This window comes from Legionella sp. 27cVA30 (assembly GCF_024160945.1).
GTDB classification, from domain to species: domain Bacteria; phylum Pseudomonadota; class Gammaproteobacteria; order Legionellales; family Legionellaceae; genus Legionella_A; species Legionella_A septentrionalis.
Genome location: NZ_JAMYXK010000001.1, coordinates 624,850 through 638,612, shown reverse-complemented (window position 1 = coordinate 638,612; position 13,763 = coordinate 624,850). Strand labels below are relative to the sequence as shown.

Genomic DNA, 13,763 nt, shown 5'->3' with positions numbered 1-13,763 from the left:
TTTATACCTCCCTAAATCAAGTTAAATAATTTTTCAATCTGAGCAATATGAAGAAAATTGAAAAGAACCTATAATAATTACGCAATGAAACTTGTTGAAAATAGGAAAAATTTTCACTGTTTACTATGCTTTTACTAACTAACCTGGAATTTTATTTAAAATAATGGACAAGCCTAAAACAGTTAAATCCACGCCGAAAACGGATACGGCCAGTTTAGAAAAAACAATTAATGAATTAAAAATAAAAATCGCCGAACAAGAATCCAAAATTACCCAATTGACCAATCTCATTAATATATTACCTGGCGATATTTATTGGAAAGATGTAGAGGGCATATGGGCCGGGGTTAACAAACGTTGCGTGCAGAGCTTATACCGCATGGGGTTTATTAAAAAAGGAATTGAATCGGAAGTGCTTGGCAAAACAGATTATCAATTATTCGATCCAAAAACTGCTCACGCATACCGGCAAAATGATCTGGAGGTGATGGAAAAAAAGATTGAGCTTACCCGCGAGGAAACAACTCAATTACCGACAGGCGAAAAAATAATATTGCTATCTACCAAAAGACCCTTCCAAGATAAAGAAGGCAAGGTAGTTGGGGTTGTTGGTAATACCATTGATATTTCCTATTTAAAAAAAATAGAAGCTGAATTGAAAGAGGCGACAAAAAAAGCAGAAGCCTCAAGCCTCGCCAAAACTGAATTTCTTGAAAATATGAGTCATGATATCCGCACCCCGTTATGTGGTGTCATCGGCATGGCCGACTTGTTACTAGAAAAAGCCCTGAATGAAGAGCAAAAGCAATATGCCGAATGGATCCATGATTGCAGTGAGCAATTATTAACTTTACTAAACAGTATTTTGGACATCGTGTCACTAGGGAATGCCCGTGAAGATGAAGTCAAGGAAACCACGTTTGATCTTTATCAATTTATCGAAGAATTGGTCCGCCTTGAAATGCCGACCATTAAAGTCAAAGGATTGGATTTAAAAGTCCAACTTGCTCCTGCTGTACCCAGGTTTTTAACTACCGACCGCACGAAACTACACCGCATTTTATTAAACCTTTTAGGGAATGCCATTAAATTTACTGAAAAAGGTTATATAACCATTGAAGTTCTATTACTGGAAACCCTGGATAATTCTGCTCGCGTACAATTTTCCGTAGCAGATACCGGCATTGGCATCCCCAAAAATCAGCAAAGCAAAGTATTTGATCGCTTCCATCGGGTTACTCCCTCCTATAAGGGTATTTATAAAGGCCATGGCCTCGGGCTACACATCGTGCAATCCTATGTGCAGCTGCTAGGAGGCAAAATTAGTTTAGTTAGCGAAGAAAACGTGGGAACGCGCTGTACTTTCATTCTGAACTTAAAATTTGATGCCCAAAAAAAGAGTACCTATGTTTCCCGATGGGATATACGGAAAAGTGCATCGCAAGCCACTGACATGGTTTCGGAAAAATCTCCCATCCAGAATCAGCAATTTATTGCAAATGCACCCAATCTGCTGCTGGTCGATGATAACCACATATCATTAAAGATGCTTGAATCCTTTGCCCTGAAGGCAGGATGTCGTTTCACTTCCACGCAAAGTGGCGAGAATGCACTGCAGCTTGCAAAAACCATGGAATTTGATTTAATCATTTCCGATATTGGCTTACCGGGTATTTCCGGGCAGGAATTCAGCCGCAAATTTCGCGATTGGGAAGCTTTACATAAAAAGAAACCGACACCCATCATAGGCTTAACCGCACATGCTGAAATTAAAACTCATCAAAAATGTCTTGATTTTGGCATGAACGGTGTCCTTAGCAAACCTATTAATATGGATACATTTTCCACTATTCTGAGCCGGTTTTTTCTAAAAGAAAAAAAACAAGATATTGAAAATAGTGGTTTTTCTGGAGAGCAAACGATATCTCATCACCACGATGAATTTTTCAGGCTTGAGCAATACCCATTGCTGGATCTCGAGGTCGCGCTGACCAATTTGGGCGATAAAGACATTTTGCGAAAGGCATTGCATCTCATGTTGTCTCAAGAAATTGATATGGATTTAATGAACTTGCAAAAAGCCTATGAACAAAATAATTGGGATGCCATTGGGAAAATTGCGCATAAAATAAAGGGAAGCGCTTTATATTGCGGCGCTGTACGTCTTAAATATGCTTGCCAATACCTTGAACATTCACAAAAGTCGGGAAATAAACCTATTCTAAATTCTCTTTATCAGCAGTTATTGCATGTGGTTAAGGTTACCTGTCAACAAATTGAAAATTGGCTAAGTAACCCAGCAAAATAGGCAATAAAAAGCCTACAAGTCATGTATACCATCAATATGTTTTATATATTGCTACAATGTGTTAGCATGCTGCAAAAATTGACACGGTTTCTGCAATGAAAAACAGTATTTATGAAATAACGCAAACTGCATTTCTACCCACACAATCTGTTGAAATAAATAAGGAAGATTTAGATATTGCAGTCACTCAATTGTACGAACAAATTCCCTGCTACTCGTATAATAGGACAGAACGCGAAACTTATAAAAAACAACTTTCCACTCTAATCGATGAACTGGCAAAAGTCGTATTAGACTCCGCTGATCTGGTTTATCGTCTGGATGTAGAGGATATTAAAAATCAAATCGCCCTTTTGAAAATAAAATTAGCTGATACGAGCTATGTAGATGAGAATCCCCAGGTGCAAGCAGCTTATTTTTTAGCTTATAAAAAAAATCTGGAAACCATTTATTTTCTTATCCAAGATTGGGATATCAATAAAAAGCGTCAATTTGTTTTAAATTTGGGTGAGCGAGTCATGGTATGCGCAACTGGGGCTCATACTCAGTTGTGCGAAATAGTGTATGAATTAACACAAAAACCATCTGTCGCCACATGGCTCGCTGAATTAAGAAAAAATATAGTCAATGAGTTTGCAGAAACCTGGGTTGCAAAATATGCTATTCCTGACGGCAGCAGCATACATGTTCACTTTTTTTGTGCCGAGCATGCCAAGGCAAAAGGCTGGGAAATTCCAGGTCATGCAGAAATCAGGGGATATAGCGATGATCGTTTTAAACCCCGCTCGCTTAATGAAGGTACTAAAGGCGAATTAACTCGTTTTTTTGAAAGCCGTTATACGGCGAAAACCATAATAAATAACTTGATGGTTAATTTTAACTTGCTGTTAAAGCCATATTATGGAACCCAAATTACCCCTGAGGCAAATGAAAACATACAATCCATTTTACAACCTTTTATCGAGCATAATTTGTTGGATTTACAAGATATATATGAGTACAGAGAAAATGGCGATTGGCTCATTAAGGAAAACTTTAACCAACAGCTTCAGAAATTGATAGTCCCACTGCTCATAAAAGACGGCCTTATAACATCCAGCGTACCTTCACTCGTTACTGAACGAATGATCCCTATTTTGGAAGATGAAATAAAAAGGCTTAAGTTAAAATATAACGATGAGAAAAGGATTGAAATCTTAGAGCATACAAAAAAGTTTTTATACCAAACAATTTTTAATGATGCCATAGATCAAGCCGCTGCCATCAGCGATTACATACAGGAAGTCTATTTAAACCATAATCTTGATAAGTATAATACATTGCAAAAAATCGGGCTTGTTTTGCTAAATATACTGATGGTAGTGCCATTGGCTATTCCCGGGCTTATAAAATATGCAACGACTGGCACATTTTTCTTTAGTTTATGCGGGAAAACACATGATATGGTTGGCGATATTCACCAGGAAATTATTGCATGTACCGCATAAATAAATTTAAAACATGGCGGCCATCTCGGGGGTAAGTTCAGTAAATTGTTCTGCAGTAAAGCTGCACCTTTTTCTACCGGCAATCTCGGATCGTGTAAATTCTACGATGTGTTTATTCGCAATGCACTGCCACGTTTGCTGATTAAAAGCAAAATGTTTGTCTTTCTTTTTGAATACGTCAGGAGTAAATGCAGCGATATTTTTTCTTGCGCTTTTTGTTCTTGCTGAAAAATAAAGAAAGGCTTGCACCTGAGCCGAGCGCATGGAAGCACCTAACACTTGGCTGTAAGCATAAGTATCCTTCGCTGAAATTTGGGCACGATATTGATTAAAAGGCGCTACCGTCAAATCAATTCCTTTCTTGGTATCTAGTAATGCAGTAAAAGCTGTTAATAATACTTCTATATAACCAAGTTGCGCAGTCGTGTCATTTAAAAACATTAAACGGTAGTAAGCAACTTCCGCAAAAGCAGTTTCAAGCTCAAGCGAGCCATACCATAAAGAGGGTTCGAATGTGCGACCAAAGCGGGAGCCATATTTTAAAGGAGGATAGCGAAACGGCGTAAAAATTAAATAATCCTTATCCTTAGCTACATAAGGTTTGGTTTGTTCTATTAGCTCTTCAAGGATATCGTGCTCTTCCGGCGTATCAACCAAATCCCTGACGCTTAAAATATGTTGTGCTTCAACAACACGCCATGGCTCCGTCTGTATAGGCTGTAATTGTTTTTCACCTGCACATAACATCCAAATGTTCATATTTTTCCACGCATAGCATCTAAATAATTTACAACTGCAACCAAGCCGGCTATGGTTTTAATTTGTTCTAATGGTTTTTTGTGAAAATAGTAATTGTCACTGCGCAGCCAAGCCTTGGCTTTTTCGTGATTGTTTCCTACCAATGCATTCAAACTACGATATAATCTTAACAATAAGAGAGCCATCTCTCCTTCTTTTGTATCCGCAGCTAGTTGTTTCTTGCCTTGATGCAAGCGTGTGGCGGTTGCTTCACTTATGCCGAGAATTTCACTTAACTCTTTGCCATTTAACCCATAAAAATTGGCCATTTTAAGGATAGCTTTGGTTAGTATAGCGTCCTGATTAGCACTGGCAGGGTTATTTATAGAGCTCGTTCTCATCGCTAGATCCCCCTTATTTCATATGAAATTATAGTAAAATTAAATTTCACATGCAATTAAAGGTGGAGCTTGAGCACTCTCCTGTATCCGGTGTATCTTTTTGCCAAAGAGAAATTTTCTGCATGTAATGCATTTTTGCTGGGGTACACAAAGAATGCGCTTTATAGGCTGCCTTTACCGTTTGATCGCTGTAAAGCCAATCATGTTTTGCAAGCATGTCTGGCTCAGGGGTAGGCGAACGCAAGGCCCGCCCCTTTTCGGGAGGCTTAATTGCTGGAATGGCTTGAGCAGGCGTTATCTCCTGGAAATCTGCAGTAGAGAAAAATCGTTTAATGTTTACTTCTTCGCCATATTTTAAAAATTCCGCATTTTTTCTCGTCTTGTTTGGCCTTTGTGTGATATCAATTATGCGTGGATCCCAAGCATCAACTTCCCAAAGAGAAGGCTTAAGCTCTCCTTGCAATTTAATTTCAACCCGGTTGAACACATGATCAACTGTCTTGGATGCCACCAGGAAAATTACAGCTTGTGTTCCTGCCTGGGTGAGACGTCGCGTCAGTTCAACAGCTAAATAATAAGCACGTTCATAACAATTTCCAACGCCTGCTTTCTTAATAATTGCATGCCTTAAGGCATAATCATCCACTTGGGTCTTAAAGAGTGCGGGACGCAACACTTTATCAATGAAATCATTTTTAATAGCATTATGAAATTGGATATAGCCACTTAACTGATTACCAGGAACAACATCTTGGCAAGTTTTATGGATTGCTTCATTACAAATTTCAATAAATTTTTCGCGAGTAATTTCTTGCATAAAGATAAACCCAAATGCCATATTATATGCAGTCAAATATTAAGACTGGATTAACAATAACTCCATAAGGATAATAAATGCACAATATAATTATTTATGGAGGCAGTTTTGACCCGATTCATAATGGTCATTTAAAAACCGCGCTGCAAGTACAAAATGAGTTTAATTTTGAATCTTTTATTTTTTTACCATGTAAAATCCCTTTATTAAAAGAGGCAACTAAAGCTTCTGCCAAACAGCGGATGCAAATGTTGCAACAGGCAGTATTCCCCTACCCCGCCTTTAAAATTGATTTAAGAGAAATCGAACGTGAAGGGCCTTCGTATATGGTGGAGACTTTAAAAAGCTTCCGCAAGGAATGTGGTGAATGTACCGCTATTAATTTACTGGTGGGAATGGATACTTTTTTACAGCTTCCACAATGGTATCAATGGCAAAAAATTATTGGACTTGCCAATATTCTGGTAATGGAGCGCCCCACGGATACAATTGAAAATAGTCCAGATGCATTAAAAAAAGTGCTGCAAAAACACCAAACCTTAAACAAAAAAGATTTATTAAATTGCGCTGCAGGAAAAATTTATCTTTATAATGCGGGGTTCTATCCCGTTTCATCATCTTGGCTGCGCGAACAAATCAAGAAAGGCAATGATGTGAGCAGTTACCTTCCTGGCGGAATAGCGGAATACATTAAGGCGCAGGGGTTATATCAATAATTTCTTTGTCATCGCCATCAAAGACTTTGACCTGCTTGATAAACTCGGGCACAAATTGAGATATCCAGTTTACCACCGGATCAAATTTGGCATATAACAATGATTGCCGAGTATAAGTCTCAAACGGTATCGACGTCATTTTTATTACCAAAGCAATTAAGGCCACAATAAACACACCGCGCACTATACCAAACCCCATGCCGAGAATGCGGTCGGTACCGCTAAGGCCAGAGCGATTCAAAATAAAACTCAGCAAAGCATTAAATAAACCACCTGCAATTAAGGCAGTAAGAAATATTGCAATCACAGCGGCAACTGTTCGTATACTTTTCTCATGTAAATATGGTTGCAGCCAAAGCTCAACCTGTGGAGAGTAGCGAAAAGAAAGCCAAATTGCGACGACCCAGACACACAAGGCGATTAACTCTTTTACAAACCCGCGGAATAATCCGGTGACGGCGGATAAGCCAATGGCGCCTATAATAAAATAGTCTACCCAATTTCCAACCATCTTTAGCTAACCCCTGTTTTTACAATAAAGCCATTTAAACGCATGCTTTCAGCCAATTGTTTTTGTAAATTTATCGCTTCATCTTTTTGCTTCATTTGCCCGACGATCACTTTATAAAAATCGCCATTTTTACCTGCAAACTTACTATAGCTGGCTTTATAACCTTTGCTGCGCAGACGCTCCACCAAGGATTGGGCATTGCTTTTTTGTGTAAAAGAAGCAATTTGTACTCCATATACACCCTTAAGAACTACCTCTTTTTTAGCGACAGGCAGCAAAGCAGGTTTTTTCGCAACCTGGGCTATGGCTGGCTTTGTGAAAGAATCTGCTTTAGCCAGTGCAGGAGTTCGATTGCTGGCTGCAGGAACGATGCTAAGCGGCTCGGCTTTTGCAGTTTGCGGTATACGCGCTATCTCACTGGCATTTGAAATATCCACATGCGCCACTTTGACTGATTGAAACATAGCATGTTCATCAGGAACCGCCACTTTAGGTGCCGTTGGTTTCTCAGGCAAACGAATGGATACACTGACTTTGTCATCAAAACGATAATTGGATTGTTTCATAAGGGCAGGCAAAAAAACGGCTGCAACAGAAATAATGACAACTGCACCAATTAATCGATGCTTGAGCCGCTCATCCAATGCAAATTTCATCTAGCTTCTCCTATGGTTATTCTGTTGCGTGCAGTTAATCGGGTGTGAGCTTGTTTTTAATTTATCCCAAATGGGGCCAACCGTATGGAAAGAGCCATACACAACAATGACATCCTCAACCCCGGCTTGCTCATAAATGGCTTGATAAGCTTTGCAAGGATGCTCATAGCACTTAGGTTCATACGCAATTATTTTGCGAAATGCATGGTTAAGCATCTTAACATCAGCCGCGCGTTTATTCTGCAGTAGAGCCGGATACCATGCTTTTATTAAAAGACGCATAGGCTCAATTAAACCGCAAAGATCTTTATCTTTCAATGCTGAAAATACAGCATATACATTTCTACCCTGTGCATATTTTGCAACAAAACCGGCTAATAAATCAACAGATTGTGAATTATGTGCCACATCCAGAATGACAGTCGCTTTGTTTTTTATAATCTGTTGCCTGCAAGGAATAAATACATTTTGCATGGCATCGTAAAGATTGGCATCCTCTACAGGCAAACGCTCATGCAGGCAGCGAACTGCCATTATTGCTGCTGCGGCCGCTTTTAAATTAATGCCAGGTACTGGCAATAATGGAAGGCATTGCAAACCTTGGTGGATTTGAAACGATCGGTCTATTTCTTCGAAACGATAATCCAAATTTAAAAAACAGCTTATTGTATGTTGCCGCTTAGCTTCCTCGATGACACTACTTGGCGGGTTATCATCAGCATAGATGAAAAATTTGTTTTTTCTTAAAATACCTGCTTTTTCATAACCAATTTGCTCCAAGGTATCGCCTAAATATTCGCAATGATCCCAAGCTATGGTGGTAATGATTGCTAAATCAGCATCCACGACATTGGTAGCATCCGCCCGTCCCCCCATACCGACTTCAAGGATAATAAGATCCAAACCGGATTGCTTAAAGTGCAAAAGGGCAGCCAAAGTCGCCACTTCAAAATAAGTAAGGTGGATATTTCCTCGCGCTTGTTCAATAACAGATAATGCTGCACACAAATCCTCATCTGAAATTGCCTGTTGATTGACTCGTATGCGTTCGTTAAACATCAAGAGGTGTGGAGAAGTATAAACTCCAGTCCGATACCCGGCGCTGCCATAAATGGCTTCCAAAGCGGCGACAGTGGAACCTTTGCCGTTAGTGCCTGCAACAGTAATGACCGGGACAGTAAAGCGATGAAGATCCAACTTTCTGGCAACATTTAAAACACGTGCCAAACCTAACTGGATCTCTTGCTGATGGCGCTCCTCAAGATATTGCAGCCAATCAGCAAGGGTATAATGGACGAAATTATTCATTTCCTGAATAAAGGGTTTGCTGAGTCAATTTAGCGACCAATTCTCCAATTGTATTACGCAATGCCTTACGCTCTACAATCATATCTACATGCCCATGTTCCAATAAAAACTCACTGCGCTGGAACCCTTCAGGCAATGTTTGCCGTACTGTCTGTTCAATGACTCTGGGGCCGGCAAAGCCAATAAGGGCATTGGGTTCTGCAATGATGATGTCCCCAAGGCTAGCAAAGCTTGCCGATACACCGCCCATAGTTGGATCGGTCAAGATCACAATGAAAGGCAAGCCAGTTTCTGCGTAACGCGCCAGAGCCGCTGAAGTTTTTGCCATTTGCATGAGAGAAAATAAGCCTTCCTGCATTCTTGCGCCTCCGCTGGCTGTAAAACAGATATAAGGACGCTTTTCAGCTGTGGCTAAAGTCACGGCACGAACAAATTTTTCCCCTACGGTGGCTCCCATGGAGCCCCCCATAAAATTAAATTCAAAAGCACTGGCAACAACGCGCTGTTGCAATAAGGTACCTTTTAAAACCACCAAAGCTTCTTTTTCGCCGGTACTTTTTTGCGCTTGGCTGATGCGATCTTTATATTTTTTTGAATCGCGGAATTTCAAACGGTCGATAGGCTCCAGGTTTGCTGCAATTTCTTCCCAACCGGTTTCATCCAAAAATTGAGCCAGGCGATCGCGGGCAGATAAGCGGTGATGATGGTTACATTTCGGACAAACGGAAAGGTTTTTTTCAAGTTCCGTACGATAGAGGACTTCATTGCACCCTGCGCACTTAACCCATAAACCTTCAGGCACACCCTTCTTTTGTGAGGTTTCTGTTCTAATTTTTGAAGGCAACAATTTCTTTAGCCAACTCATAGCATAAATCCGTACTAGTCAAGAAAACACAATATTATATCCTGAAAATTATAGAAGAGCTTGTTTTTTACTTGGCAATGGCATTTTTTATTAAGTTTTTTGCAACATTGCCGTTAACCCATTAAAGAGAATGGCCTGGGAGGTTGCTATGAAACTGTTAGCTGCAGCGATAGCTGTTCTATCCCTCTTTTTAGCCCAACATGCTCTAGGCGCATCCCAACAACGTTTCGGGGAAACACTTTGTTCATCTGAAGATTATTTCTGCATCAAAGTAAAATCGGGAGAAACTTGGGAAATGCTATTCCCCAACATTGAAGAACGCGACATTGTGAAACGAATTAACCGCATGAATATTGGCTTGCGTAAGGGAATGACCATTGCAGTACCCAAGAATATTGATCGCCTCACCATTTATGATGTATCCCCTTTTCCCCGCTACATTGAATCCGACGGTGAAAAAACAATTTTCGTCAGCCAAAAACAGCTGGCATGGGGGGCCTACGATGAACAGGGAGAATTGGTTTGGTGGGGGCCTCTCTCTTCTGGTTCCGGTACTTGCCGGAACATAGAGGGAAATTGCAAAACTCCCTCAGGCTCTTTCCGGGTCATTAGAAAACAAGATATAAGCTGTATTTCTACCACTTTTCCAATGCGTGCGGATGGTAACAATGGCGGAGCGGAAATGCCTTATTGCATGCATTTTTTCCGCGGTTATGCGTTACACGGCAGCGATACCGTTCCTGGATACCGGGCCAGTCATGGCTGCGTACGTATGTTTGTTGAAGACGCACGCTGGTTGAATGAGGAATTTGTTGAAGTCCCTGAAGATGGAGTGAGGGGAACCCGGGTAATTGTCGAATCCGTAGAGGGTTGATTTATATCTTGCCTGCTATTGCAATAAAGAAAAAGCTCCCGTCACTCCATGCTGTGCCAATGCTTTTTTCAGTACCTCAGTCATTTTCTTGTCAGCAAATGGACCGACTTTTACCACAAAAAACTGCTGATATTTTTCGATAAATACAGGGGACGGAGTCAGTTTGGCAAGTTTGCCACGCAATGCCTGCGCCAAACTTTGGGAAGAGAAGGCTCCGGCTTGTACATAATAGTGAGCAGCATGCGGGCCGTGGGTGGTCAATGCTTCAATTTCCACCCGGGCAGTACCAGTAGGCCAAACCCCCAGTTTTACTGCAGCGCCATAAGATAAGTCTATGATGCGGTCTTTGTGAAAAGGGCCCCTATCGTTTACCTTGACGATAGCTTCCCGTCCATTTTCCAGATTTTTAACTCTTACATAGGTAGGCAAGGGTAGTGTTTTATGGGCGGCAGTCAATTCATATAAATCATAATCTTCGCCGCTTGAAGTACGCTTTTGATGAAACTTTGTGCCATACCATGAAGCCAGCCCACGTGCTCGATAGCCGCTGGAAGATGTCATGACTTCATAAGTTTTACCATTTACGTGATACGCAGCCGGATTGCCGTAGCGGCTTAGAGGTTCAGAGATGGGGACTATTTTTTTAAAAGAAACAGGCAAGGGCCCGGCAGGTGCCCCATCTTTACTAGGCTCAGAAGACTTTTTCGGCGGCAGTTTTGGGGGGATACTTTTTTTCGCCGGAGTTTTATCAAGAACTCGAGCGGTAAAAACCATTTTCTTTTTAGGCGGATCTTGCCGTACCAAAGCACTTTGCTGACAGCCTGCCAGCAACAATGTTCCTGCAATTAACCATACAAGCCACATAATCTGTTCTGAGAAATAGTTCGGATTGCTAAATATATACTTAAAATTACCCTGTTGTCATTTGGTTGGCGGGCAAATGCTGTGATAAGATAAATTCAATTTTTTTATACTGGATAACAACATGAACAAACAAGCCTTTTTTTTACCAAATTTTTTGTTATTCATTACCTTGCTGGTAAAAGCTGGCACATTTTATGCCGCTGAACCAGCTGCACCTTCGGGCATTATCCCCCCCTCTCCTGTTACCAATAACAATCCTCTAATTACTCCCGCCCCTCCGGTTTTAAATGCCAAAGCATATATTCTGATTGATGCAGACAGCGGTAAGATTATTGCTGAAAAAAACAGCAATGAAAAACTACCTCCTGCAAGCCTTACCAAAATGATGACCTTGTACGTGGTCTCAAGCGCATTGCAAAACCAGCAAATCCGCTTAACAGATAGCGTACGAATTAGCGAGCGAGCATGGAAAACCGGCGGTTCCCGCATGTTTGTCAAAGAAGGTCAGCAAGTCAATGTGGAAGATTTATTAAAAGGCATCATCGTGGACTCCGGGAATGACGCCTGTGTTGCCATGGCCGAACATTTGGGCGGCAGTGAAAATGCATTTGCTGATATCATGAATCAGCAGGCCCGTAATCTTGGCATGCAAAACAGCCATTTCACTGACAGCACCGGGTTGCCCGATGCAGAGCTTTATACCACAGCTCAAGATTTAGCTATTTTAGGGCGTGCACTGGTTAAGAATTTTCCGCAATACTACCACTGGTATAAACAAAAATGGTTTACCTTTAACGGCATACGTCAGCCTAACCGCAACCGTTTATTATGGCGTGATAATCAGGTCGATGGCATTAAAACAGGCCATACGCAGGACGCAGGTTTTTGCCTGGTTTCTTCTGCGAAACGCAATAACATGCGCCTGATTGCGGTCGTAATGGGTTCGCCAACAGAAACCGCGCGTGCCGATGACAGCGAACGTTTACTGAACTATGGTTTCCGTTTTTTTGAAACGCATGAGTTATATAAAGCAGGCAAGCCAATTACTGAACTTGCTTTATATAAAGGCAAAGCGAAAACTATTCCTGTAGGTTTACAAGAAGATGAATTTGTAACAATCCCAAGCGGGCAATATCAGCGCTTAACCATCAATACAAAAATCCCTAAACTGCTACAGGCTCCTATTAATAAAGGAGAGCAAATTGGGGAATTGTTGGTGCAATTTGATAATAACATCATTGCTACCAAGCCCTTGTATGCTCTGGAAAGCGTTCCTAAAGGTGGTTTTTTTACCTGTATTAAGGATGGCATCCGTTTAACATTCAGACGCTGGTTTGGTTCTTAACTACGGCCAGCGCCAATGCAACGCATGGTCTATTTAAATGGCGAATTTATAAAAGCCGAAGATGCAAAAATCTCCATTTTTGATCGCGGCTTTTTATTTGCTGATAGCGTTTATGAAGTTATTCCGGTTTATAAGGGAAACGCTTATTTTATCGATCGCCATTTAAGCAGGCTTCAGGCAAGCTTGGCGGCCATAAAAATGACCATGCCCAATCTTGATTTCCCTTCTTTATTCCAGGAATTGGTGACACTGAATAACAGCGGCGATATGCAGATCTACCTGCAAATTACCCGCGGCACTCAAAACAAGCGTACCCATGATATTCCCAATAATCTAACCCCGACTGTAGTTTTATTCACCATACATAATTCCTATCCCAGCTTTGCTGACAAAAAAAAAGGATTGCGCGCAAAACTTGTGGAAGATAATCGCTGGTTGCGTTGTAATATAAAAACGACGTCCATGCTGGCCAATATTCTTCTTAACGACGAAGCGGTTGTTTCCGGCGCTAATACAGCCTTATTAATTCGGGACGGATTTTTAACCGAAGGCAGTGCAAGCAACGTGTTTATGGTGGATAAAGCGGGAGTAATTCACACGCCGCCACAAACGAATTTATGCTTGCCTGGAATAACTCGTCAGCTCACTATCGAGTTAATTACTGCGCTGCACATGCCTTTTAAGGAAAGCATGATTAGCAAAAGCAATCTGTTGGACGCACAAGAAGTGTGGATTACCAGCACTACCAAGGAAATTTACCCCATAACCCAATTGGATGATAAACCAGTTGGCGAGGGTAAGGGCGGAAAATATTGGGAAATACTGGATAATCAATATCAAAATCTGATTAAAACCTTATAACAAGCTATTATT

Annotated in this window: 14 protein-coding genes; 6 read left to right on the top strand and 8 right to left on the bottom strand. The window is 41.0% G+C overall.

Going from position 1 to position 13,763, the window contains the following annotated elements; all coding sequences use genetic code 11:
• Nucleotides 1–163 precede the first annotated feature (163 nt).
• Both NKV53_RS02850 and NKV53_RS02845 read left to right on the top strand, forming a co-directional pair.
• Nucleotides 164–2,308: an ATP-binding protein gene (locus NKV53_RS02850; RefSeq protein ID WP_127057374.1), complete on the top strand. Its 2,145-nt coding sequence runs from the start codon at nt 164–166 to the stop codon at nt 2,306–2,308.
• 95 nt (nt 2,309–2,403) lie between these two features.
• A complete protein-coding gene (locus NKV53_RS02845) occupies nt 2,404–3,795 on the top strand; it encodes a hypothetical protein (RefSeq protein ID WP_127057373.1) in 1,392 nt (463 codons plus the stop codon).
• A gap of 6 nt (nt 3,796–3,801) precedes the next feature.
• Here the strand turns inward: NKV53_RS02845 and NKV53_RS02840 are convergent, their stop codons facing one another.
• Genes NKV53_RS02840 through NKV53_RS02830 form a run of 3 tightly spaced genes read right to left on the bottom strand, consistent with a single transcriptional unit; the run spans nt 3,802 to nt 5,751 of the window.
• On the bottom strand, nt 3,802–4,554 hold the full coding sequence (locus tag NKV53_RS02840; protein ID WP_127057372.1) for an RES family NAD+ phosphorylase: 753 nt from the start codon (nt 4,552–4,554) through the stop codon (nt 3,802–3,804).
• The gene (locus NKV53_RS02835; RefSeq protein ID WP_127032691.1) at nt 4,551–4,934 is read right to left on the bottom strand and encodes an antitoxin Xre/MbcA/ParS toxin-binding domain-containing protein; all 384 of its coding nucleotides are present in this window, start codon (nt 4,932–4,934) and stop codon (nt 4,551–4,553) included. Before NKV53_RS02835 ends, NKV53_RS02840 begins: the two co-directional genes overlap by 4 nt.
• Nucleotides 4,935–4,980: 46 nt before the next feature.
• Nucleotides 4,981–5,751, bottom strand: coding sequence for a hypothetical protein (locus NKV53_RS02830; protein ID WP_253350658.1), 771 nt, complete (start codon nt 5,749–5,751; stop codon nt 4,981–4,983).
• A 77-nt stretch (nt 5,752–5,828) separates the two neighbouring features.
• Here NKV53_RS02830 and nadD point away from each other — a divergent pair, with 77 nt between their 5' ends.
• Nucleotides 5,829–6,467, top strand: a complete 639-nt coding sequence (gene nadD, locus NKV53_RS02825; RefSeq protein WP_127057370.1) for a nicotinate-nucleotide adenylyltransferase — start codon at nt 5,829–5,831, stop codon at nt 6,465–6,467.
• On the opposite strand, the gene NKV53_RS02820 is transcribed toward nadD, so the two are convergent.
• Genes NKV53_RS02820 through accD form a run of 4 tightly spaced genes read right to left on the bottom strand, consistent with a single transcriptional unit; the run spans nt 6,442 to nt 9,807 of the window.
• A complete protein-coding gene (locus NKV53_RS02820; RefSeq protein ID WP_126954931.1) occupies nt 6,442–6,978 on the bottom strand; it encodes a CvpA family protein in 537 nt (178 codons plus the stop codon). The genes nadD and NKV53_RS02820 overlap by 26 nt on opposite strands.
• A 2-nt stretch (nt 6,979–6,980) precedes the next feature.
• On the bottom strand, nt 6,981–7,634 hold the full coding sequence (locus tag NKV53_RS02815) for an SPOR domain-containing protein (RefSeq protein WP_126954930.1): 654 nt from the start codon (nt 7,632–7,634) through the stop codon (nt 6,981–6,983).
• Nucleotides 7,635–8,942, bottom strand: coding sequence for a bifunctional tetrahydrofolate synthase/dihydrofolate synthase (folC, locus tag NKV53_RS02810; RefSeq protein WP_253350657.1), 1,308 nt, complete (start codon nt 8,940–8,942; stop codon nt 7,635–7,637). It abuts the gene before it with no gap.
• The gene (accD, locus tag NKV53_RS02805) at nt 8,935–9,807 is read right to left on the bottom strand and encodes an acetyl-CoA carboxylase, carboxyltransferase subunit beta (RefSeq protein WP_126954928.1); all 873 of its coding nucleotides are present in this window, start codon (nt 9,805–9,807) and stop codon (nt 8,935–8,937) included. The genes folC and accD overlap by 8 nt, the downstream gene beginning before the upstream one ends.
• Before the next feature lie 148 nt (nt 9,808–9,955).
• Here accD and NKV53_RS02800 point away from each other — a divergent pair, with 148 nt between their 5' ends.
• Nucleotides 9,956–10,681, top strand: a complete 726-nt coding sequence (locus tag NKV53_RS02800; protein ID WP_127032689.1) for a L,D-transpeptidase — start codon at nt 9,956–9,958, stop codon at nt 10,679–10,681.
• A gap of 15 nt (nt 10,682–10,696) precedes the next feature.
• Here the strand turns inward: NKV53_RS02800 and NKV53_RS02795 are convergent, their stop codons facing one another.
• On the bottom strand, nt 10,697–11,545 hold the full coding sequence (locus NKV53_RS02795) for a septal ring lytic transglycosylase RlpA family protein (RefSeq protein ID WP_199737790.1): 849 nt from the start codon (nt 11,543–11,545) through the stop codon (nt 10,697–10,699).
• Nucleotides 11,546–11,666: 121 nt separating this feature from the next.
• Here NKV53_RS02795 and NKV53_RS02790 point away from each other — a divergent pair, with 121 nt between their 5' ends.
• Together NKV53_RS02790 and NKV53_RS02785 are read left to right on the top strand one after the other, a co-directional pair.
• Nucleotides 11,667–12,890 (top strand): D-alanyl-D-alanine carboxypeptidase family protein, encoded by a 1,224-nt coding sequence (locus tag NKV53_RS02790; protein ID WP_126954926.1) that lies wholly within the window; start codon nt 11,667–11,669, stop codon nt 12,888–12,890.
• A 24-nt stretch (nt 12,891–12,914) separates the two neighbouring features.
• The gene (locus tag NKV53_RS02785) at nt 12,915–13,751 is read left to right on the top strand and encodes a D-amino acid aminotransferase (protein WP_126954935.1); all 837 of its coding nucleotides are present in this window, start codon (nt 12,915–12,917) and stop codon (nt 13,749–13,751) included.
• Nucleotides 13,752–13,763: the final 12 nt, after the last annotated feature.